We start from the raw sequence: 21,314 nt of genomic DNA on the forward strand, positions 1-21,314 counted from the left end.
CTATCATATCAATGGCTTCGGTTTCGAAATCCCGAACCCCTGAGCGTAATCAAGTCCCAGTTCAACCAGCCGGGTCTTTATCGCGTCATTCTCAACGAACTCGGCAACTGTCTTGAGCCCGGCAGCGTGGGCAATCCGGTTGCAGGCGTCGACAATGCCGAGATCAATAGAATCATCGAGCAGGTTGCGGACGAAACCGCCATCTACCTTCAGGTAATCCACCGGCAGGGCTTTAAGGTAGGAGAAGGAACTCATGCCGGCGCCAAAATCATCCAGCGCGAACTTGAAGCCTGACTGTTTGGCATTCTGGATGAATCGTTGCGTCGCATTGAGGTTGGCAATGGCCGACGTTTCAGTGATCTCGAAACAAATGCGTTCAGGGTTCAATTTATGCCGCTCCGCCATCTGGCGGATAAAAAGGAACAATTCTGGTTCATTGAACGAACTCCCGGACAGGTTTATAAAAAACGTACCTGCGTCTTTACGACCAAGGCCGGTCCGGTCGAGGTATTGAAACGCCAGTTCAATGACTTTCCGGTCGACCCTGGTCATCAGGCCGAAGCGTTCGGCTGCGGGGATAAATGCGCCGGGCGGGATGATATTTCCCCCTTCCTTTAGCCGAACCAGAAACTCCGTTTGATACCCGTCGACGGAATTCGGCTGGAGCCCCTCCATGTCCTGTTGCCAGAGACAAAAGCTGCCGCTTTGCAGGGCCTGCTGGATTCGGCTGGTCCAGCGCATATCGCTCTGGCGCTGTAGCATCTCGACGTCGTTCGATTTGTACAGCTGAACGTTGTTACGCCCGCGGTCTTTCGCTGCATAACAGGCCAGGTCGGCATGGCTGAGCAATTCTCCAGCACTACGGTAGTCACGGTTAACCAGCACCATGCCGATACTGAGGGAAATGGAAAACGGCTTGTTCTGCCATACAAACCGATAGTCGCTGACTTCGTCGCACAGTTTGTCGGCGACATTCTGAGCGTCAACTTCGTTGCAGCCCCGCAGGAGTATCCCGAACTCGTCGCCTCCCAGGCGCGCCAGGGTATCGTCGGAACGGATATGGTGTGACAGCAAAGCCGCTATCTGCTTTAAAAGGTGATCCCCGGCAATGTGTCCACAGGTATCGTTGATGATCTTGAACTGGTCAAGGTCAAGGTAAAGCAATACATGCCGGCTGTTATCGTTGGCGTGGGTGTCTTCCAGAGACTGTACCACCCGACGTTCGAATTCACGGCGGTTTACCAGATCGGTCAGGCTGTCATGGTAGGCCATGTGTTCGAGGGTTGTCTCCGCCAAACGTTTAGCCCGACGTACGTAGCCTTCCCTCACCTCACGATCAATAGCCGGAATCAGCCGGGACAGATTGTCCTTCATGATGTAATCCTGGGCGCCGGCTTTCATGGCCTTGACGGCAACCCCCTCACCGATGGTCCCGGACACAATAATTACCGGCAGGTCCGCGCAGTATTTTCCTGCCAGCTCCAGCACCCGGAACGAGGAAAAACCAGGCATATTATGGTCGGTGATGACAATGTCCCATTTGTCCTGGCTAAGAGCGTTACTCAGGCGTTCCTCGCTATCAACCAATTCATGATAGGGGGTGATGCCTCCCTTGCGTAACTCCCGCAGCAGAAGCAGGGCATCGTCTTCCGAATCCTCGACAATCAACATTCGTAACGGGCTGGCTGTGTCATTCATGGGATCTACCTTACCCAATTGAGGGGGCCGAGCCGGCTTTTGGCACTTTGTTGATTTGTAGCCAATACCGGGCAAGTACGGTCATCTGTTCAGTAAATTCCCGATAATTGATCTGCTTGGTGATGAAACTGTTGGCTCCCAGCCGATAGGCGTCCAGCAGGTCGGCTGGTTCATCGGAGGACGTGACCATCACCACCGGCAGCCAATTAGTACGCGGCGAGCATCGAATTTGTTTAAGTACTTCCAGACCGCTGACTTTCGGGAGTTTGACATCAAGCAGAACCACACCCAGTGAATCCAGGTTTCTGCAGGAGTGTCCAGCTTCGTCCCCAAACAGATAATTGAGGGCTTCCTGTCCATCCTCGAGTACGATCACAGGACTGTTCTCACTGGCACTCTTCAGCGCTCGGATGGTAAGAACCTGATCGTCCGGGTTGTCTTCAACCACAAGGATTGAATGAGCGTCCATATTTTATTGCTCTTTCAATGAATTGCATCAGCATTGCTACGCTACGTATCAGTCTAGCGTTGATCTCCGGAAACAGGCAACTTCACAACAAAACTGGCCCCCTTCCCCACTTCCGATGTGGCGGAAATAGTGCCATGGTGGCGGCGAATCACCCGGTAAACCGTGGCCAGACCGATTCCGGTGCCCCCAAACTCCGACGGTGTGTGCAGACGATTAAAGGCAACAAAGAGTTTGTCGATATACCGCATGTCGAAACCAACGCCGTTATCCCGTATTTCGATAGCGATTACGCTGCCCTCCAGGGTTGCTGATACTTCAATGACCCGTTTTTTCTCCTTGGAGCTGTATTTCCACGCATTCCCCAGCAGGTTCTGAAAGACAATTCGCAACATCCTGCTATCACCAACAACCTGCATGCCTGGCTGTATATGTATTTCCGCGGGCGGATGGTCACTGATGTCCTTAAGTTCGTCTGTTATCTCCCGCAACATTTGACTCAGGTCGATGGAGTGGTTTTCCATCGACTGTCGACTGACACGTGACAAAATCAGCAACCCATCGATCAGGCTTGCCATCCTCACGCTCGCTGCGCGAATGCGTCTTAAATAGTCCTTTCCAACGTCATTGAGATGTTCACCGCAGTCTTCTTCCAATGCCTGTCCAAACCCCTCAATGGCCCTCAGGGGTTGTCGCAAATCGTGGGATACGGAATAACTGAAAGCTTCCAGCTCACGGTTTGCCATGCTCAGTTCAGAGGTTCTGGCGTCCACGACACGCTCCAGATTGTCGCGGCTCTCGAGAATCCGAAGGTTCTGCTGTTGAATCGTGCCAATCATTTCATTAAAGGTGTTCCCCAGACGCCCCAGCTCATCGGTGCCGGAGACCGGCGCACGAATGGAATAATCGTGGTTCATGGCGATACGCTCCGCGGTCTCGGACAGCGTAAGAATGGGGCCGGACACAATTCTCTGGAGTCTCAGCGCCAGAAAAACAAGGGCGAGTAGAATCGTGCTACCAATCCCTATAGCCACCCAGACAAAGGTCCGGATATGGCCTCGTAACACTTCAAGGTGCGAGCTGAGGAAAAGCCTGCCAACGGTTTCGTTTCCCAGGCTGACGGGCATTAACAGTCGATAAACGTCGTCGACAAACCCCAACTCCAGGCGCTGGTCAAGGCTTGGACATGGTTGTTCGTCAATGCCGACCAGGGATGTCATGAAGTTATCCTGCTCGTTGTAAACACATGCCTGCCGGATGGTATTGATGCGCTCAAGGCTGGAAATGATGCTGGTGAGCTGTACGTTATCTTCAAATACCAGGGCTGCGGCAGACTGCTCCGCGAGAATGCCTGCGATCACATGAAGTTCGGATTCAAGCTGTTTTTTATAGTTCCGGTTTTCAACGAAAATCAGACTGGCGCAGACCAGGGCTATTCCCAGGGTACTGACAAACAGCGTCAGGAACAGGAGCTTGGTTTTAAGCCGCCAATAACGCCACCCCCTCATCATCGCAACACCCTCACCGCCAGTTCCAGAAGACGGGAATTAATTGTCAGGCCCGCTTCCGTTGCAGCTTTCAGGTTGATTTCAAAGCGGATGACGTTGCCTTTTTTTACATAACCAAGCATGCCTCCTTTCCGAATAAAGTCCGGTAGGTCGCTGACCGTGAGCATGCCTTCCTGTCGGGCCAGGTTGATGAGTTCGGGGAGGTTTCGGGACTGCGACTGGCTGATATAGAGCACATCACACCCGGTGAGCTCAAAGGTACTGTCAGGGTACCGAAGCTGAAGTTCCCGGCCTTGGGATTTGCGACCCCGCAGGGGGTCGAGCAGTTCGCCAAACGGATCATCACCAACAACGCAAACGATCAGCGGAGCGGTGCTGTCGACAACTTGAGACCATCTCACAAAACGGGTGAAATTGTATAGAAAGGCTGCTTTGACTTCGTATTCAGACCGTATTGAACCATTGGCGGGTGCCAGGCCGAGGCACAAGCAGAGGATTGTAAATATGAAGTATTTCAGGTGATCCCTCACAAGTCGGCCAAACAGCAGAAGGTTATATCGGAAAATTCACGTGAAAGCCGTGTGCTTATCGAAGGTTAGCACCGAACAGGCTGCCGTCAAATGTTCGCGCATCAGTGGTGGCGAACCGTGTTTTATCGAGGCAGCTTCTAATGGTTTAGTTGTTAACTGCCAACAACTGCAACAGCGTGGCAGAAGTACGCGCTAAATCGATGGGATAATCCAGGTCGTACAGCGTGTGTGTCCCGATAACGACTGTAATCATTATCGAAGCCAGTTGCTCGGAATCCAGGTCCGGCCGGATCTGCTTTTTCATCTGACTGTTGGTGACGTATACGGCCAGGCGACGAACGCTATCGCGCACGAATTCTAGATAACGGTCGTGAATTGCGGGAGATCTGGCGCAAGCATCAAGTAATTGGTAAGGCCTGATCCCGCTGCGGGAGATGGGATAGGTCCCGCGCATCAACTCTCCAAGGAACCGTTGCATTAGTCCTATCAGATCGCCCTCCTTCTCCCTGGCATCCTCAAAGATGGAATCCAGCCACTCTTCCCCAACCCGCCCCATGACCTCAAAGGTCAGCTCGTCACGGTTCTTGAAATGCACATAGAAGGCGCCCCGGGTATAACCGGCGTGAGCGCAGATGTCGTCCAGGCTGACGTCCAACCCCTTGTCGGGAAATAATTCCATGGCGGATTTCACCAGGGCTTCCCTGCTCGCCTTTTTGGCGGCTTCACGAGACGGTGCAGTTTTTGTGGATGTCATGCGCGTGCCTTGCTCTTTGCTCGATAAGCCATTGACATACGATACCGTATGCGTTCAGATTATTCCACATACGATACCGTATGCGAAAGCTTGAACACCTTTAACCCAGGATAATCGCGATGACTACCCGTGAAGCCGTAACCCCGCCACATTCACAAAGTACAGCGCCTGAAACCTATGATGTGTTGATTATTGGTGCCGGAATCAGCGGCATCGGTGCCGCCATCAAGTTGCTTGAATCAGGTAACCGGGACTTTGTCTTGCTGGAAAAAGCATCGGGCCTTGGCGGTACCTGGCGCGACAATACCTATCCAGGCTGTGAATGCGATGTACCGTCAGCACTCTATTCGTTCTCTTTTGCTCAGAATCCTTCCTGGAGCCGTACCTTTGCTGGCCAGGCAGAAATTCTGTCTTATGTGCGTCACACCGCCGAACACTACGGAGTGCTACCTTTTATTCGCTTCGAGACGCCAGTTGAACATTCTCGTTGGTTGGAGGAACGTTGTCAGTGGGAGGTCAGAACGGCACAGGGATTCTACTACGCCAATACACTGATTTCCTGTGTGGGGTACTTGCACGAACCCATCATTCCTGAGCTGTCCGGCCTTCAGGAATTTACCGGGGAATGGTTCCATTCATCTCGTTGGAATCATGAAGCTGACTTGACTGGAAAACGGGTAGCGGTCATAGGAACTGGTGCGTCAGCGATCCAGTTTGTCCCGGAAATCCAGCCGTTTACTAAAGAACTGGTCCTTTACCAGAGAACGCCGCAATGGGTCTTGCCAAAGCCAAACCGCGCCACGGCTGAACTCGAGAAACGGTTTTATAAATGGCCGTTTACGCTGAATGGCGTGCGTCAGACCTTGTATAGTGCGTTTGAATTGATGGGCGTTGGATTCCGTTATCCGGCCATACTCAGGCAGGCGCAGAGAATTGCGAAGGCTCATATCCGTTATTACATCAAGGATGAAACCCTCCGTCGGAAGCTCACCCCGGATTACACCATGGGCTGTAAGCGGGTGCTGATGTCGAATGACTACTACCCGGCCCTGGCGGAACAGAATGTGGAAGTGCTGGCCTCCGGCGTTAAGGAAATTCGCGGCAACGTGGTGGTGGGTAGCGACGGTAGTGAGCGTGAAGTCGACGTCATAATCCTGGCCACTGGTTTTCACGTGACCGATGTCCCGATTGCTGAGCAGGTAACGGGCGCCGATGGCCAGACCCTGGCGGAGAAATGGCAAGGCAGCCCCGAAGCCTACAAAGGCACTACTGTCAGCGGTTTTCCCAACTTCTTCCTGATGCTTGGCCCGAACCTGGGTATCGGTCACAACTCGGCGTACATCGTCATCGAATCCCAGATCCAGTACATCATGGATACCTTAAAGAACATGCGCCGCAAAAATATTGCACGCTTCGATGTTCGGCCGGAGGTGCAACGCCGGTACAACGCCGTCATTCAGAAAAAGCTTCAAACAACGGTCTGGAATACTGGCGGATGTTCCAGTTATTACCTGGACGCCAATGGCAAGAACTCCGTGGGCTTCCCCTGGCACACCATGAAAATGCGATCACTGCTGAGTCGCTGGGATAAGCGTGCCTACACTTTCCAACAAAGGGGAAACTGATCGTGACTTCCAATGTTAGTTTGAGCAACAAAAAGGTCGGCCTGGCGCTGGGATGCGGTGCGGTGGCTGGTGCGGCGTGGTCGGTTCCGATTCTGGCGGAATTACAGCGACAACTGGCGTGGGATGCTCGCTCTGCGGATGTGCTGATTGGCACCTCTGTCGGCGCAGTGCTGGCTGCCCTGCTGTCGGCAGGCGTGTCGATTGATGTGATGGAAGGCTCGCTGGGCAGTAAATCCCAGTCTTCCGGTTGCGACTGGAATCACGATACATCCTGGGGGACCTGGCATCCGCCATTGCCTAAGCTGCAGTTTTCCGGGTTACCGTTGTTGAGAAAGGGATTGCGAGGTGAAGTACCTCCACTAACGGCTATCTGCGGGGTACTACCGCAGGGGCAGTTCGACATGACACCGTTCCGGCAACTGATTAATACCCACGTACCGGAGGGCCAGTGGTCCCCACACGACAACTGCTGGATCATGGCAGTCGATAATGATAGCGGTGAGCGTGTAGGCTTTGGTCGTCCAGACGCCCCCGATGCATCACTAGTCGATGCTGTATGCGCCTCCTACGGCGTGCCGGCCTGGTGTCCACCCGTTGCGATAGGTGGAAGAACCTATCTGGATGGTGGAATTACCTCTCCCGTCTCCGCGGATTTATTGGCGGACAGCGATCTCGACGTTGTGGTTGTGGTGGCGCCGATGTCATCGCGCACCATTGAGTCCAATCCGTCACTGTTTGCACGTATTGAACGCGTGGCGCGTCGGTACATGACGCGGATTGTGGATCGGGAAGTAGAGTTGTTGCAACGCGCCGGAAAACAGGTCATCAGACTGGAGCCCTCAACCGAGGTTTTGCAGGCTATTGGCTACAACATGATGGATCCCGGGCGACGCCATCGGGTATTCCAATCAGCAACCAAAGTTGCGCCGGTGACCGTTCAGAAGGCATTACACGAAGCGGGGATCGTCATCGATAACAACGATACGCAGATTTAAGACATCCGCGTAATACTCTGCTCAGGCTCTGGAAAGTCCACCTCATCCACCTGCTCTGACAGGTAATCCAGAAATGCACGGATCGCCGGCAGCAGACCGCGGCGGGACGGGAAGACGGCGTGGAAAATGCCTCCGCGGGGCTGCCAGCCGGGCAGTACGTTCACCAACCGCCCCTCTATCAGGTCACGCCCGCCAACAATGAGCGGCATTTTCACCACACCCAGGCCGGCAAGTGCAGCCTGCCTGAGAGTGAATACATCGTCCGTGACCAGGCGGGGCTTGTGGTGAACCTGCACCGAGACGTCATCCGGGCCATCCAGGCACCAGATGTGCTGCCCATCGGCCTGCTCGAAGTCGATGCTTGGCAATCGAGTCAGGTCTTCAGGCGATCCGATTTCTGGGGAGCGTTCCACCAGAGCTTTTGACGCCATCAGGTATTGGGGGCTCCTGGACAGAACCTTCATGGTCAGGCCGCTGTCTTCAATCGGTGGGTACCGGACCCGGAGCGCCAGATCGAGCCCCTCCTTGATCACATCGACGCGGCGACTGGTGGCCACCAGTTCTATTTTGACCTCTGGGTACAGCTCCATGAACTGAACAACCAGTGGCGCCACCAGAAAATAGATCAGTCCTGGTGGGCAACTCATCCGGATACAACCACGGGGCTCGGAGCGGGAACGATCAATTAGCTCCTGCGCGGCATCAGCCTCAACCAGCATGGCGACGCAGTGGCGATAATACTCCTTGCCCAGCTCCGTGACGCTGAATCGACGTGTTGAACGGTTAATCAGCCGGGTATCCAGGCGTTCCTCGAGCAGCGCAATACGTCGGCTCAGTTTGGATTTGGGCACTCCCAGTGCACGCCCGGCCGGCGCAAAGCCCCCGTGCTCCACTACCTGCACAAAATAAAAGAGGTCGTTCAAGTCCTGCATAGTTCAGAGTCCTATATATAGAACACAGATTATAATTTTTGCTACCTACTCAGGCCAACTCCGTTCCCCTATCTTGAACCTAATCAACGCCGATCTAATATTCAGATAAGGGGGAGCGCATGAAACAGATACTGACCACCTATAGCACACCCAATGGTCATTGGGTGGGTGATGGTTTCCCCGTTCGGTCGCTACTGTCCTACGATCGAATGGGCGCCAACAATATCAGCCCTTTTCTGCTCCTGGATTATGCCGGGCCCGCACAGTTCCAGCCTGGTACCCATCGGCGCGGTGTCGGCCAGCACCCCCACCGTGGTTTTGAGACGGTCACCCTGGTTCTGCAAGGTGAACTGGAGCACCGGGACTCTACCGGTAGCGGCGGTTTGATTGGTGAAGGTGACGTGCAGTGGATGACCGCTGGCGCCGGTATCGTTCACGAGGAGTTTCATTCCGGTGAATTCACTGAGCGCGGCGGTGTCCTGGAGATGGTCCAACTCTGGGTCAACCTCCCTGCCCGGGCGAAAGACGTGCCTGCTGCCTATCAAACCCTGCTGAATAAAGACATTCCAGACATCTCGCTGGGCGATTACGTTGGGAGTCTGCGGGTAATCGCTGGTGAATACCAGGGCCACATGGGCCCAGCGAAGACCCATACACCCATGAACGTCTGGGACCTGAAGCTGGAACCGGGAGCCGATGTCGTTCTGACAGCCCCGGAAGGACACACCGCCATTGTCGTGGTGCTTAAGGGTACGGTGCAGTCAAATGGATCGGAAGTGCTGCGAGAAGCGGAAGTTGCCTGCTTCGAGCGCCAGGGCCAGGAACTGCAGTTTGAATCAAACAACGATGCCCGGTTACTGGTACTCACAGGAGAACCGATTAATGAGCCAGTAGTTGGACACGGCCCCTTTGTCATGAATTCAGAGGCTGAAATCCATCAGGCTATCGCGGACTTTCAGAATGGAAAGTTCGGCATTCTTCACCGCTAGTCAGAACAGGTGATGGCTAGCGGTAGGATCCGGTCCCTCAACCTGGGGCCGGTAATTAGAACCCACCTGAAATGAAGGAGAAGGGAAATGGCTTTTAAATACAATCGATTGGATAAGGATGATGTGGCGCTGCTGATGGTCGATCACCAGGCAGGACTGCTTTCTCTCGTACGGGACTTCTCTCCGGACGATTTCAAGAACAATGTGCTGGCGCTTGCGGACATCGCCAAGTTCTTCGACATTCCGACCATTCTGACCACCAGCTTTGAGGATGGCCCCAACGGTCCGATGGTACCGGAACTCAAGGAAATGTTCCCGGATGCGCCCTACTTCGCTCGCCCAGGCCAGATCAACTGCTGGGATAACGAAGAATTTGTAAAAGCTGTTAAGGCCACGGGCAAGAAGCAATTGCTGATTGCTGGCGTTGTTACCGACGTCTGTGTTGCTTTCCCGACGCTCTCTGCGCTTGAAGAAGGCTATGAGGTTTTTGTCGTAACAGATGCATCCGGCACCTTCAACCAGACCACCCGCGACGCAGCCTGGAGCCGCATGGAACAGGCCGGGGCACAACTGATGAACTGGTTCAGTGTTGGCTGTGAATTGCACCGTGACTGGCGTAATGATATCGAAGGCTTTGGTGGTATCCTCGCCAACCATCTACCACACTATGCAAACCTGATTCAGAGCTATACCGTCAAGAATGGCTAATATTTAGCACGCACCACACTCGCAGTCCCTGCGGGTGTGGTCGCGAATCTGCTATTTCGCCAGATTTTTCCCATTCTGTGCCAGTTCATCCAGAGTGGTATGTTCGCATTTGTTTTCAGCCAGGAAGCTCTCTGATGACGTGACCAGAATGTTGTCGTCACTCATGAAGCGTCGGCCCAACAACGCTGGATAGGAAAACCGCCCACGGTCGGCCAGGGAAAACTCCGTTTCATGGGTAGAACCGGCGATGCAGAACTCCATCCGCACCACATACCGCCGTTGGGATGGTGCCCCTTTTCGTTTGATCAGGACGGTTCGATCCACCGGGCGTTCAAATTCCAGGACGACGTTTTCAGCCTCGGTACCGTTTTCTCCTTTTTCCTGGTCTCGGTGATCGGCAAGGGGTACCTGGAAGCTCACCCACTCCTCATCTCCTTTCTCAAAGGGCTCGATGTTGACCGCATGAAGCGAGGATGTTTTAGCCCCGGTATCCAGCCGTGCCTTCAGACGCAACCCGGTGTCCTGAAGCACAATCCACTCCACGAACCCCAGGGATTCCGGTGGGCGCTCCTGATCCTGTTGATCCTCGGCCTGGACAGGAACGGATGAGGCCAACATGGCTGCGAAGGTGAGTCCTACGGCTAACTTCATGAAACATCTCCGGCATACTTAATCAGTTCTGGGAAAAATGTCAGGAATTGGCGTTCCAATTCCCGATCGTTCTCTTTTATCTCGTCGATGATATCGAAAAACTGATGCTGGAAACGGATACGCTGGGCAACTCGGTTCAGTGCAAAACCCACGCTATCGAGGTCAGCGTACGTACCGAACCAGTCATTCTCCACCATGTTCCGGGTCACCCTTTTCATTTTATCGGGCATCAGGTATTCGTAGTCCCGGAACTCCTGGTAAACAGTGTCGATGAAGGTACCAGAATCGACATTGCTGAATTGTTGCCAATGTCTTAACAGGTAGTGATCATAGAGGATATCAAGCGCAACGCCTGCAAAACGGCGCCGCTGCTGCGAGAATAGTCGCTTGCTGACAAGTACTTCGGGGTGGCTGTCTGTGAAACTATCCACGGCGCGATGATGGTGCACGCCGGCCCGTACCGTTGGTGGGAGCTCCCGGACTTTCAGTCCTCTGGCGAAATCCCCCATCACGCTGCCAATGCGGGCGTGGGGAGAGTCCGGCGCGAGGAACAGATGGGCAAGATGGTTCAAGTAGACTCCAGGTAAGGCTTAATGGCGGGAATCCCTTCCCTGCCATCCCGGGAAGCGTCCCTGATCAGAAATTGAAAGTCACACCGAGGCCCAGGCCATCAACAGTGACGTTGTCCTTGTCATAATAACGCATATATTCAAGATTACCGGACACCTGTGGTGCCATTTCAATATTGACGCCAACACCATAGGAGAAGTCGGAGTCATCGTCGGTCACAGTTGTGAATGGCCCTTCGGCTTCAAGTTCCACCCGGGTCAGGCCGAAAATAACATAAGGCGTGGCCGGTGATTCATTGGCCAGGTTGAGCGTAGCGTACCCGCCGAAGAAATTATCCACGGAGTAGTCGACGCCACCGACGCGATCATCGTCGACGCCAAAGCCCGCCCGGGCCTCCACGCCGAAGTAAGGTGTAGCCAGCGCCCCCACCTTGGCGGACAAAGCACCAACGTCCACATCGTCAGAGTTGTCCTCCAGATTGAAAAAGGTGTAGTTCAAGCCGGCGTACAGACCGCCGACACCTGACTTGTACATGTCATTCGCCATTGCGGGCGACGCAGCCATACTACCCGCGAGGGCGGTCAGTCCAAATACCAATGAGCGTGAGGTTTTCATACAGTTAATGCTCCTTGCTGGTTTTCACCGTTGTTTTAAGAAGTTGCACTACACCAACGAATTTATCCAGAGCATGGATCCGGATTTACCTGATATTTACAGTGAATTAATTCCCCGGTAAGGCCGTTGCCGCAGGCCCTTGTTACCTTGCGAATGCGTCAGGCCGCATGTATTCTGACGCCGTCTCTCTGTTCAGTCGGCTTGAGCTTCCTTTGAGAAACCTTAACCCCGTAATCTTTATTGTCAGCGTCATGTTCGTGCTCTTGAGTATTTTCATGACGTTACCGGTCATACTTCTATCAGGTTCTGAGGCGCCTAATGCAATGGCGTTTGCGGAATCTGCCGCTATCGTATTTGCGATTGGGCTCCTGGGAATTGTTGCCACCTATCGCCAGCCCCGTGACCTGAAACCCCGATTCATGTTTGTTCTGACGGTTTCGAGCTGGTTCATCATCGCAGTGTTATCTTCACTACCGTTTTATCTGAGTGATAACGGTATCTCAATAACGGATGCACTATTCGAGGGTACCTCCGGTATCACCACCACTGGCGCGACCGTATTGACAGGGCTGGATACCATGGATCGGGACCTCTTGCTTTGGCGCTCTATTCTGCAATGGATTGGAGGAATCGGGATCATCGGTATGTTCGTCGCCGTGCTACCGTTCCTGAGGGTGGGTGGTATGCGCCTGTTTGCCACCGAATCATCGGAATGGACGGACAAGGCACTGCCTCGTATGAAAACCCTCAGCCGAGGTCTGCTGCTTGTTTACGTCATATTTTCAGTGCTTGCCGTAACGACCTATTGGCTGTCAGGCATGACATTGTTTGATGCTTTTAACCACGGACTCACCAGCATTGCCACGGGCGGCTTCTCGACGTCGGACTCATCCATGGGTAAGTTTGACTCGGACCTGATACTGCTCCAGGGAGCCCTGTTCATGATGATCGGGAGCATGCCGTTCTTCCTGTTTGTGCGGGAGATGCATGGTCAACGGGGTGTGCTATGGCGAGACCAGCAGGTTCGTCTGTTTTTAACCATTCTTTTGGTTGTACCAGCGCTGCTGACCCTCCATCGGTGGCACGTATCGGTCGAGGAATTTGACCCCATTCATGGCTACGTCGCCACATTGTTCAACGTTACTTCCGTGGTTACCACGACAGGGTATGCCTCCGAGGATTATTCCGCGTGGGGCCCCCTCGCGTTTGTCCTGTTCTTCTTCCTCATGTTTGTGGGCGGTTGCTCCGGATCAACTGCCGGCGGCATGAAGATTTTCCGCTTCCAGTTGTCACTCATCGTGCTGAGGGAACAGTTGATGCGTCTGCTTCACCCGCGAGCAGTGCTGACGCGTAACTATAACGGCCGTGCGGTGAGCGACGAAATCATTTCCTCTATGATTGCCTACAGCTTCATTTTCCTGCTCTGCCTGCTGCTGCTAACAGTGGCATTAGCCGCCCTGCAACTGGATTTCATCACCAGTATTTCCGGTGCCCTGACCGCCCTGACCAACGTCGGCCCCGGCTTGGGCGCCATTATCGGTCCAGCAGGAACATTCACGTCACTGCCCGATGCTGCCAAATGGATTTTGTCGGTCGGTATGCTGATGGGGCGCCTGGAAATCCTGAGTGTGGTGATTGTGCTATCCCCTGCTTTCTGGCGAAGCTGATTGACTTATGACCGCCAGAGGATCCGGGGGTCTTCCAGCGGCAGGTTCAGCCGGCAGTCGCCCACCACCAACCTTGGCGTGTAATGCTCCAGTGGCCTGATCGGCACACGGCAGCGAAATAAATAGTTTCCACTCATGGCGTGTTCCCCACGCATTTCCATGACGACACGGCCACCATATTCGGATTCGTCCGCCACCAGTTCCAGTTTCAACAACCCGGGGTCGAGCTCGTCCATATAAACCTGAACGGAAACTTCCAGGTTGTCGCCGTGTTCGACGCAATCCATTAGGCCAAACCTGAGCAGCGGCCACTGTTTCTGAAGCTGCTGCAGTTGCAGTACCAGGGACTGGGTATGCTGTGCGGACCGCTCCTGACGCCTTTTCTCCATTGGTATATAAAATTGCTCGGTGTATTCCCGCACCATCCTGTTGGCGGAATACAGGGGGGTCAGTGTTTCCATGCTGTTGCGAATCATCGCTAACCATTTCCTGGGCAGGCCAGCTGAATCAAAATCATAAAAACCTGGTATAACTTGTTGTTCCAGAAGCGTGAAAAGTTCTGTTGCGTCCTCCTCATCGTATTCCGACGAATTACTCAGCCGGAATAACGACGCGTCCCGCCGTATCGCCCAGCCGACGTCGGGCCGCCAGGCCTCAGCCCACCAACCGTCGAATTGGGACAGGTTCAGGCCGCCATTTACCAGCACTTTCATGCCGCTGGTTCCACAGGCCTCCCACGGATGTCTCGGGGTATTGAGCCAGACATCCACGCCCTGGATCAGTTCGGTCGCCACGTCCAGATCGTAATCATCGATGAATACAACCCGGCCGTGCATGTCGGACCGTTTAATGAACTGTTTCCAGCGCCGGATAAGTGCCTTGCCATGCAGGTCATTCGGGTGGGCCTTACCGGCCATTACAACCTGCAACGGTCGATCCCGGTCATTCAATAACCGGAGCAGGCGAGATTCATCTCTCAGCAACAGGTCCGGACGCTTGTAATCGGTAAAGCGGCGAGCAAACCCGAGCGTCAGCGCCTCATTATCAAGAAGCAGTCCGCAGGAAGCTTCTGCATTTGTCCCGTTTCCGTGTTCACAGTGCTGGGTATGGAGTCGTCCACGAAGAAAGCGAATCAGCCGGTGACGCTGTTTGCTTCGCATTTCCCACAGGCGTTCGTCGCTGATGGAGACAGAAGGAAGGTAGATCTTCTCCAGACTGCCACACCATCGGTTCTTGCCGCAGGCTTCGGTCCAGATTGCATCCGCTTCCGGGGAATCCCAGCTAGGGGTGTGTATGCCATTCGTCACATAGTCTACCGGGATATCGTCCAGAGGCCATTGCGGGAACAGGTCACTGAAGATATGTCGTGATACCTCCTGATGAACACGGCTAACGGCATTCAGACGACCGCTCAGGCGAATGGCCAGGTAACTCATGTTGAAGTCATCAGAGAAGCGGCCGCCAGCCTGGCCCAACTGTAAAAAGTCATCCAGACCCAGCCCGACTTCCCTCAGGTAATCTGAAAAATACTGGCTGATAAGTTTGACAGGAAACAGATCGAAACCGGAAGCAACCGATGTGTGTGTTGTGAACAGATTGGCCGCTCTGGTTGCCAGTCTGGCGGCTTCGAACCCCATACCCGTAGCGTTGCACAGCGCTCGGATTTGCTCCAGTAGCGCAAAGGCGCAATGTCCCTCATTGATGTGAACGACCGAAGGTTGAATTCCCATGCGCTGAAGTAAACGCCATCCTCCCAGCCCTAACATCATTTCCTGTTGGAGGCGCTTTTCCGAATCCCCGCTATAAAGTTCGCTGGTGATACCGCGGTCCTTGGGTTCGTTACGGGGATCGTTGCTGTCGAGTAGCAACAGACGGCAGCGCCCGATACGAGCGATCCAGACACGCAGGCGGACTGAGCGGCCCGGGAGATCCACAGCCACCCTCACCCAGTCTTCCTGGTCATCTCTGAGGGGCATCAGCGGCAGCATGGTAGGGTCGTTGTAGGGGTAAAACTCTACTTGCTCCCCGTCAGTATTCACTTCCTGACGAAAATAACCTTGCTGGTACAGCAAACCCACTGCGATGACGGGAACGCCAAGGTCACTTGCTGCCTTCAGGGCATCTCCCGCCAAAACGCCCAGCCCGCCGGAGTACAGCGGCAAGCAGGCGGCTAATCCGTATTCCATGCAGAAGTAGGCAACCTGGCCCTTCAGTGTTTCCGGATAGGCTGCACCAAACCAGGTCGCAGATTGGCAAAACTCGTCGTAGGCTGCGAGTTGAGCAGTCAAAAGGGCGATGAAATCAGCGTCTTCGGCAAGGGTCAGTAGTTGTTTACCTGACACACTGTTAAGTACCAGCCAGGCATTGTGCGTTGCATCCCAACACTCATGGTCAATGGTTCGCCACAGTACGTCGCTGCCGTGATGCCACGTCCATCGGAGATCCAGGGCAAGGTCAGCCAACCCGGTAAGCTCCCCGGGCAATTTCCAATGCAGGTACAGCCCCGCAGGTGCCGGCATGATCTGACTAACCGCTAGTTCGCGAAATCAGTGTGCAGTGTCGTCCCATGGTGTTCATCCCGGATCGACGACATTGGCGTGCTCAATGAAAGTAGTTCTGACGAATGGGCGGAAAGTAACTGACAATGTGATTGTGCTTCTGAAGCCATGACAGCAATGCGGATATGGTGAACCCATCATTATCCAGTCCCTCCAGATCTACACCCAGACCTTGATCGGATTTTCTGACCACTTGAGCCTTGAGACGACGGAAAGCTTTCTCCTTTCTATCCGGGAATCGGAATTCAAGCTCGACGGTCTGGTTCAGTTGAACGTCGGTGTAATCCGTAGCGATAAAAAGGCCGCGTTTGCTGGCATCCCGGATCTGTCCTGTTGCGACAGGCATCCCGCGCCTATATACGAGGAGCCCTAGTTTTCCCAAAATACGTTTGCTAACTCGGTGTTCCATGGAGCCTCCCACTGTTGGTTGACAGCGCTTCCGGATTGAGCAAATAGTGTTCAAATCATAGCGCCTTTGAGCACAATCCGCTCTTGATTCAGGTCAAAAAGTGGTGCCTGATTTGTAATGTACTGTGGGTACTAGGGAAATCTTCCGTATAGTCGCACAAGGTGGCCCAGATGTGCTGGCAAGTTGGCTGGGCATTGGCCCCAGTCGAGCTTCCAGGTCCAGTTGCCAGTGGTTGTTCCTGGTGTATTGAACCGCCCGCGACCATCCAGTCCAAGCAGGTCCTGCATGGGGATGACGGCAAGCTGGCAGACGGATTGAAAGGCCGTTCGGATGGCTGGCCAGGGCATGGGATCACTTGAATGGCCCAGGTAGTTGTCTACGTAATCCCTGGTGTGTTCATCAAGGTTCAGGTACCAACCCAGAGTGGTGTCATTATCATGGGTGCCTGAATAGACCAGATCATGTCGCCGGTGATTGTGAACCAGATGGGGATTGGCCGCGCTGCCATCGAAACCGAACTGTATAACGGTCATGCCCGGCAACTGGAATTGGTGACGCAGATTTTCAACATCATCGCTGATAATGCCCAGATTCTCGGCCACCAGGGGTAGATCCGGAAAGCGTTGAAAGCAAGCGTCAAGAAAATCGTGTCCGGGGCCGGCTACCCAGTAGCCATTATGAGGAGTGGGGTGTTCAGCGGGAATTTCCCAATACGCCTGCAATCCCCGGAAGTGATCGATGCGAATCAGATCGAAAAAACGCCGCTGGGTTTCAAGTCGCGACATCCACCACTGATAACCGTCCTGGGCCATGACCGGCCAATCGTAAAGCGGATTTCCCCAATGCTGCCCTTCCGGAGAGAAGTAGTCCGGCGGCACACCAGCCACGAACTGGGGTTCACCCGACGCATTCAGCTTGAACAGATGGGGCGCAGCCCACACATCGGCGCTGTCGTGAGCGACAAAGATGGGAATATCGCCAAACATCAGAATGCCGCGCTCGTGGGCGTACTCTCGTAATCTATGCCATTGGTGATCAAACAGAAATTGCTCGAATTGCAGCCTTCGTATGGTTTCTGCATGAGTCGCCGAAAAACTCTCAAGAGCAACGGGGTCCCTGTCTCTCAGTTCCGCGGGCCAGGACAGCCAGCTTTCTTCCGGGTAGACCCCGCGAATGGCACTGAACAGGCAGTAGTCCTCAAGCCAGCTCTCGTTTGCCTTACGGAACGCCTCAAATTCGGCTAGCGTAGGGCCATGAAACCGTTCTTCTGTATGCTTGAAAAAACGGTCGCAGGCCGTGGCCAATATCGACTGCCGTTCAATCCTTGTTTCGCTATCAGTCAGTTCGATATCTCTGATCAGGCCAACGTGAACCAACTCCCCAAGATCAATCAAGTCCTGATTGCCAGCGTGTGCGGATAAGGATTGATAGGGCGAAAGGTCGGCATGGGTGGGCCCCAGTGGTAGTGTTTGCCACACAGACAGGCCCGACTCTGTCATAAAGTCGACAAAACGGCGGGCACTGTCGCCGAGTACACCATGCAGTGACGGCAGGCAAGTCGGGTGGAGCAGCACCCCTGCACGGCGGCGCGCCAACGCTTCTGGATAGTTGCGGGTCTGACTCATAGCACACCATCGAAATCATGACCTGGACGCATTGCACCACCTCGAGCGGGAGCACCACTGCCCTGGCTAAGGGTCTGGAATACGGACGGAGGGGCCGGATAGCCAATCATTTCATACAGGTTGACCAGGTGGCGGCGGTAAAGGTGCTCAAAGTCACTTACTACCTGGGCAGGATTGTAATCTCCAAACCACCAGAACCAGTCAGAGCCTTCACAGATCGCCAATTGTTCTGTTGCTGCCAGTTTCTGCTCTGCGGTCAGAGAGCCATTATCAATAGCACGGTCATAATGCTGTTTGGCTTCACAGAGCAGGTCCCAGGCACGATTCTTGTCCGGATCACCTATCCAGGTTGAAAATGTCCCGTAAATCCAGCTCCCGGCAACAATCGACGGGAGATGCTGAGGTTCAGTGGCGCTCTTCTCCAACAGTTCACGATAAGTCGTCAGTGCCAGGCGAGGATGATTCTCCAGTACCCGGTATAGCTCGCCCAGGAAATGGAACGCATTCTCCGGATAGTATTCCCAGGCATTTTCCCCATCCAGAATGACTGAAATGACTCGATGGGAGTGCGGGCTGGTGTGGGAGGCAATATTTTCCATGTGATGGACAAGATCACCTACGGCATCCTCCGCGTGCCAGTCTGCATAGGTGAATCCAATCAGGTCCGATAAACCGTCATCACGGAAATAAACGGTGACGTCGGCGTCACCGAACTGGTAAGGCTGGTGAATAGAACCATCTCCTGGCTCGTATCCGTCGGCCTGCGCCCGCGAAAGGCTGTTTTGCAGAACCGAATCACCACTGGCGGTCCAGCGATATCCCGACTGTTGCAAATGGTGCAGTGTCTGCTGACTGAGGCCTCCTTCCGAAGACCAGCAGCCAGTGGGCTCGGTGCCGAAGAAACGACGAAATACCTCCCTGGCCTTTTCGAGTTGCCATTGCGCGCGGGCGTCGCCATTGGGATAACTGGCGTGTTCCGGTAATGCTATCTCTGGCAATGCCTCACGGGCACTGCCAAGATCAATCAGCAACGGCACCATGGCGTGTGTGAATGGGCTGACAGATAACTCTACCTGCCCCGTCTGAGCCAGGTGGCGGTATCTGGGGCCTATGCCTGCAAGTGTTTCAAAGATGACATTCAACAGCGCAGTACGGTCGTCGAGGCTGAATCCCATGGCTTTCTCCTGCAGCGCCTGTACGCAGCTATTACTGCGGCGAATGGTCTCTCCCATCCAGCCAAGGTGATACCAGACGAGCAGATCCGAGAGAAACGCCGGTGCGATATACCGCTGCATTTCAGGCTTTGAGCGATAGAACTCTGCAAGCTGCGCCAATCGTGCATAGGCGGGAAAACGCTGAATGATTCGTTCATTGTTGGCGCGCAAGCACTTCTCCACGATATCGAGAAATCCCGGCGTTCCCGGATCAGGCAAACGGGAGGCAACCAGCGCCGCCAATAAAGGATCACCGATCTCCCCTGCTCCATGACGCCAGCGCTCGATGTCCACCAGATAGATTTCGATCTGCTCAAGCAGGACCGGGGCGAAATTTACCACCGCTTTAGCGGCGGGATGGGCCTCAAGATGCGCGGCCATATCGCTGTAATCTTTCAGGGTGTGCAGATACACCCAGGGAAACAGAAAGGTACCCGTTTTAAGATCGCGGTATCCGGGTTGGTGCATATGCCAACAGAAGACAACCGGGGTACTCTGGTCAGAGGCCATGGGGGTAATCCTGCCCGAGCATCTCGGGAGTGACGAGCACAACGCCTTTGGGAGACACGTAAAACCGCTCACGGTCTTTCTCGGAGTCTACGCCTATTTTGGTGCCGGCCGGAATACGACAGCCTCGATCGATAATGGCACGGTGAATCTCGCAGTGGCGACCAATATCAACATCAGGAAATATAACCGCATCGGAAACCGTGCTATAGGAATGCACCCGCACCTGGGAAAACAGCAGCGAGTGCCGCACCAGTGCACCCGAAACGATACACCCTCCCGCCAGCATGGAGTCCACTGCCATACCCCGGCGGTCATCATCATCAAACACAAACTTCGCCGGAGGCTGCTGTTCCTGGTAGGTCCAGATTGGCCACTCGGGGTCATAGAGATTCAGTTCCGGGCTGACACCAATCAGTTCCAGGTTTGTCTGCCAAAGAGAATCAATGGTGCCGACATCCCGCCAGTAGGCAGGGCAATTGAGCATGGGATTGCGGAACGGGAACGCCATGACTCGCAGCCGGGAAATAATCGAAGGAATAATATCCTTGCCGAAATCGTGTGAAGAATCTGATGCAAGCTGATGATCACGCAACAATTCATCAAACAAAACCCGGGTGCTGAACACATATATGCCCATGGACGCCAGCGCCTTGCCCGGCTGTTTCGGTAGAGGTTTAGGGTGTTCCGGTTTTTCTACAAACTCGGTAATCCGGAATTCGTCATTAACTGACATCACACCAAAGGCAGTGGCTTCGTCGAGTGGTACTTCAATGCACCCTACCGTCACATCCGCATCGTTTTCGACGTGGGACGCCAGGATCGTGCCGTAGTCCATCTTGTATACGTGGTCACCGGCCAGTATCAGCACATACTCGGGAGCGTGGCTGCGAATGATGTCGAGATTCTGTAACACGGCATCTGCCGTCCCCTCATACCACGAGGTTTCGATTCGTTGCTGTGCCGGCAGGAGCTCGACAAACTCACCCAGCTCCCCTCTCAGGAACCCCCAACCGCGCTGGATATGGCGCATCAGGGAGTGGGATTTGTACTGGGTTACGACGCCAACCTGAGCAATACCCGAGTTGATACAGTTGGATAGAGGGAAATCGATGATGCGGAATTTGCCACCGAAAGGCACCGCCGGCTTTGCGCGCCATTTGGTGAGATCATACAGACGTGTTCCCCTGCCCCCGGCCAACACGAGCGCGAGTGTCTGTCGCGTGAGTCGGCTAACGAATCGTTTCGTAGTTTGCATAGCGGCTTCCCTGAAAACCTGAATGGTCTTCTACT

At 54.2% G+C, this 21,314-nt stretch carries 19 protein-coding genes; 5 read left to right on the forward strand and 14 right to left on the reverse strand.

The genetic code is table 11. The annotated features are described in order from the left end of the window. Window positions 1-3 precede the first annotated feature (3 nt). The 5 genes from MARLIPOL_RS07560 to MARLIPOL_RS07580 all read right to left on the reverse strand — a co-directional run bounded on the left by MARLIPOL_RS07560 (window position 4) and on the right by MARLIPOL_RS07580 (window position 4,956). Entirely contained in the window at window positions 4-1,698 is a 1,695-nt protein-coding gene (locus MARLIPOL_RS07560; protein ID WP_012137460.1) for a GGDEF domain-containing response regulator, read from the reverse strand. 10 nt (window positions 1,699-1,708) lie between these two features. Next, complete coding sequence (locus tag MARLIPOL_RS07565) at window positions 1,709-2,167, reverse strand: response regulator (RefSeq protein ID WP_012137461.1); 459 nt, start codon at window positions 2,165-2,167, stop codon at window positions 1,709-1,711. 53 nt (window positions 2,168-2,220) lie between these two features. After that, window positions 2,221-3,675 carry an ATP-binding protein gene (locus tag MARLIPOL_RS07570; protein ID WP_051123112.1) on the reverse strand — a complete coding sequence of 485 codons (1,455 nt, stop codon included), beginning with the start codon at window positions 3,673-3,675 and terminating at the stop codon, window positions 2,221-2,223. Continuing rightward, the gene (locus MARLIPOL_RS07575) at window positions 3,672-4,202 is read right to left on the reverse strand and encodes a YfiR family protein (protein WP_012137463.1); all 531 of its coding nucleotides are present in this window, start codon (window positions 4,200-4,202) and stop codon (window positions 3,672-3,674) included. The genes MARLIPOL_RS07570 and MARLIPOL_RS07575 overlap by 4 nt, the downstream gene beginning before the upstream one ends. Before the next feature lie 145 nt (window positions 4,203-4,347). Beyond that, the gene (locus tag MARLIPOL_RS07580) at window positions 4,348-4,956 is read right to left on the reverse strand and encodes a TetR/AcrR family transcriptional regulator (protein WP_012137464.1); all 609 of its coding nucleotides are present in this window, start codon (window positions 4,954-4,956) and stop codon (window positions 4,348-4,350) included. Between the two features lie 119 nt (window positions 4,957-5,075). On the opposite strand from MARLIPOL_RS07580, the gene MARLIPOL_RS07585 reads away from it, so the two are divergent. Both MARLIPOL_RS07585 and MARLIPOL_RS07590 read left to right on the forward strand, forming a co-directional pair. After that, complete coding sequence (locus tag MARLIPOL_RS07585) at window positions 5,076-6,581, forward strand: flavin-containing monooxygenase (RefSeq protein WP_012137465.1); 1,506 nt, start codon at window positions 5,076-5,078, stop codon at window positions 6,579-6,581. Between the two features lie 2 nt (window positions 6,582-6,583). Further along, complete coding sequence (locus MARLIPOL_RS07590; protein WP_012137466.1) at window positions 6,584-7,576, forward strand: patatin-like phospholipase family protein; 993 nt, start codon at window positions 6,584-6,586, stop codon at window positions 7,574-7,576. Here MARLIPOL_RS07590 and MARLIPOL_RS07595 read toward each other — a convergent pair. After that, the gene (locus MARLIPOL_RS07595) at window positions 7,573-8,508 is read right to left on the reverse strand and encodes a LysR substrate-binding domain-containing protein (protein WP_012137467.1); all 936 of its coding nucleotides are present in this window, start codon (window positions 8,506-8,508) and stop codon (window positions 7,573-7,575) included. The two genes, MARLIPOL_RS07590 and MARLIPOL_RS07595, sit on opposite strands and share 4 nt — an antisense overlap. Before the next feature lie 119 nt (window positions 8,509-8,627). Between MARLIPOL_RS07595 and MARLIPOL_RS07600 the strand changes: the two genes are divergently transcribed. Together MARLIPOL_RS07600 and ycaC are read left to right on the forward strand one after the other, a co-directional pair. Then, a complete protein-coding gene (locus MARLIPOL_RS07600) occupies window positions 8,628-9,497 on the forward strand; it encodes a pirin family protein (protein WP_012137468.1) in 870 nt (289 codons plus the stop codon). Between the two features lie 87 nt (window positions 9,498-9,584). Continuing rightward, entirely contained in the window at window positions 9,585-10,205 is a 621-nt protein-coding gene (gene ycaC, locus MARLIPOL_RS07605; RefSeq protein ID WP_012137469.1) for an isochorismate family cysteine hydrolase YcaC, read from the forward strand. A gap of 51 nt (window positions 10,206-10,256) precedes the next feature. Here the strand turns inward: ycaC and MARLIPOL_RS07610 are convergent, their stop codons facing one another. The 3 genes from MARLIPOL_RS07610 to MARLIPOL_RS07620 form a co-directional block, all read right to left on the reverse strand. Beyond that, window positions 10,257-10,856, reverse strand: a complete 600-nt coding sequence (locus MARLIPOL_RS07610; protein ID WP_012137470.1) for an ATP-dependent zinc protease family protein — start codon at window positions 10,854-10,856, stop codon at window positions 10,257-10,259. Beyond that, window positions 10,853-11,428 carry an acyl carrier protein phosphodiesterase gene (locus tag MARLIPOL_RS07615; RefSeq protein ID WP_012137471.1) on the reverse strand — a complete coding sequence of 192 codons (576 nt, stop codon included), beginning with the start codon at window positions 11,426-11,428 and terminating at the stop codon, window positions 10,853-10,855. Before MARLIPOL_RS07615 ends, MARLIPOL_RS07610 begins: the two co-directional genes overlap by 4 nt. Before the next feature lie 64 nt (window positions 11,429-11,492). After that, window positions 11,493-12,041, reverse strand: a complete 549-nt coding sequence (locus MARLIPOL_RS07620) for a porin family protein (protein ID WP_012137472.1) — start codon at window positions 12,039-12,041, stop codon at window positions 11,493-11,495. Between the two features lie 251 nt (window positions 12,042-12,292). Here MARLIPOL_RS07620 and MARLIPOL_RS07625 point away from each other — a divergent pair, with 251 nt between their 5' ends. Then, complete coding sequence (locus MARLIPOL_RS07625) at window positions 12,293-13,708, forward strand: TrkH family potassium uptake protein (RefSeq protein WP_036191097.1); 1,416 nt, start codon at window positions 12,293-12,295, stop codon at window positions 13,706-13,708. Window positions 13,709-13,713: 5 nt separating this feature from the next. Here the strand turns inward: MARLIPOL_RS07625 and glgP are convergent, their stop codons facing one another. From glgP to glgC, 5 genes are all read right to left on the reverse strand, one after another. Then, window positions 13,714-16,227, reverse strand: coding sequence for an alpha-glucan family phosphorylase (glgP, locus tag MARLIPOL_RS07630; protein WP_012137474.1), 2,514 nt, complete (start codon window positions 16,225-16,227; stop codon window positions 13,714-13,716). Window positions 16,228-16,309: 82 nt separating this feature from the next. Next, window positions 16,310-16,612 (reverse strand): PilZ domain-containing protein, encoded by a 303-nt coding sequence (locus MARLIPOL_RS07635; RefSeq protein ID WP_012137475.1) that lies wholly within the window; start codon window positions 16,610-16,612, stop codon window positions 16,310-16,312. A 194-nt stretch (window positions 16,613-16,806) separates the two neighbouring features. Continuing rightward, complete coding sequence (gene malQ / locus MARLIPOL_RS07640; protein WP_012137476.1) at window positions 16,807-18,300, reverse strand: 4-alpha-glucanotransferase; 1,494 nt, start codon at window positions 18,298-18,300, stop codon at window positions 16,807-16,809. Further along, entirely contained in the window at window positions 18,297-20,024 is a 1,728-nt protein-coding gene (locus MARLIPOL_RS07645; protein WP_012137477.1) for a glycoside hydrolase family 57 protein, read from the reverse strand. Before MARLIPOL_RS07645 ends, malQ begins: the two co-directional genes overlap by 4 nt. Then, entirely contained in the window at window positions 20,014-21,279 is a 1,266-nt protein-coding gene (glgC, locus tag MARLIPOL_RS07650) for a glucose-1-phosphate adenylyltransferase (RefSeq protein WP_036190959.1), read from the reverse strand. The genes MARLIPOL_RS07645 and glgC overlap by 11 nt, the downstream gene beginning before the upstream one ends. Window positions 21,280-21,314: the final 35 nt, after the last annotated feature.

It is taken from the genome of Marinobacter lipolyticus SM19 (assembly GCF_000397065.2).
In the GTDB taxonomy this organism is placed as follows: domain Bacteria; phylum Pseudomonadota; class Gammaproteobacteria; order Pseudomonadales; family Oleiphilaceae; genus Marinobacter; species Marinobacter lipolyticus.

What these genes read in the sequence shown, in the direction of transcription:
- MARLIPOL_RS07560 (WP_012137460.1), bottom strand. Translation starts at nt 1,698, where the DNA reads ATGAATGACACAGCCAGCCCGTTACGAATGTTGATTGTCGAGGATTCG.
- MARLIPOL_RS07565 (WP_012137461.1), bottom strand. Translation starts at nt 2,167, where the DNA reads ATGGACGCTCATTCAATCCTTGTGGTTGAAGACAACCCGGACGATCAG.
- MARLIPOL_RS07570 (WP_051123112.1), bottom strand. Translation starts at nt 3,675, where the DNA reads ATGATGAGGGGGTGGCGTTATTGGCGGCTTAAAACCAAGCTCCTGTTC.
- MARLIPOL_RS07580 (WP_012137464.1), bottom strand. Translation starts at nt 4,956, where the DNA reads ATGACATCCACAAAAACTGCACCGTCTCGTGAAGCCGCCAAAAAGGCG.
- MARLIPOL_RS07585 (WP_012137465.1), top strand. Translation starts at nt 5,076, where the DNA reads ATGACTACCCGTGAAGCCGTAACCCCGCCACATTCACAAAGTACAGCG.
- MARLIPOL_RS07595 (WP_012137467.1), bottom strand. Translation starts at nt 8,508, where the DNA reads ATGCAGGACTTGAACGACCTCTTTTATTTTGTGCAGGTAGTGGAGCAC.
- MARLIPOL_RS07600 (WP_012137468.1), top strand. Translation starts at nt 8,628, where the DNA reads ATGAAACAGATACTGACCACCTATAGCACACCCAATGGTCATTGGGTG.
- ycaC (WP_012137469.1), top strand. Translation starts at nt 9,585, where the DNA reads ATGGCTTTTAAATACAATCGATTGGATAAGGATGATGTGGCGCTGCTG.
- MARLIPOL_RS07610 (WP_012137470.1), bottom strand. Translation starts at nt 10,856, where the DNA reads ATGAAGTTAGCCGTAGGACTCACCTTCGCAGCCATGTTGGCCTCATCC.
- MARLIPOL_RS07620 (WP_012137472.1), bottom strand. Translation starts at nt 12,041, where the DNA reads ATGAAAACCTCACGCTCATTGGTATTTGGACTGACCGCCCTCGCGGGT.
- MARLIPOL_RS07625 (WP_036191097.1), top strand. Translation starts at nt 12,293, where the DNA reads ATGTTCGTGCTCTTGAGTATTTTCATGACGTTACCGGTCATACTTCTA.
- glgP (WP_012137474.1), bottom strand. Translation starts at nt 16,227, where the DNA reads ATGCCGGCACCTGCGGGGCTGTACCTGCATTGGAAATTGCCCGGGGAG.
- MARLIPOL_RS07635 (WP_012137475.1), bottom strand. Translation starts at nt 16,612, where the DNA reads ATGCCTGTCGCAACAGGACAGATCCGGGATGCCAGCAAACGCGGCCTT.
- malQ (WP_012137476.1), bottom strand. Translation starts at nt 18,300, where the DNA reads ATGAGTCAGACCCGCAACTATCCAGAAGCGTTGGCGCGCCGCCGTGCA.
- MARLIPOL_RS07645 (WP_012137477.1), bottom strand. Translation starts at nt 20,024, where the DNA reads ATGGCCTCTGACCAGAGTACCCCGGTTGTCTTCTGTTGGCATATGCAC.
- glgC (WP_036190959.1), bottom strand. Translation starts at nt 21,279, where the DNA reads ATGCAAACTACGAAACGATTCGTTAGCCGACTCACGCGACAGACACTC.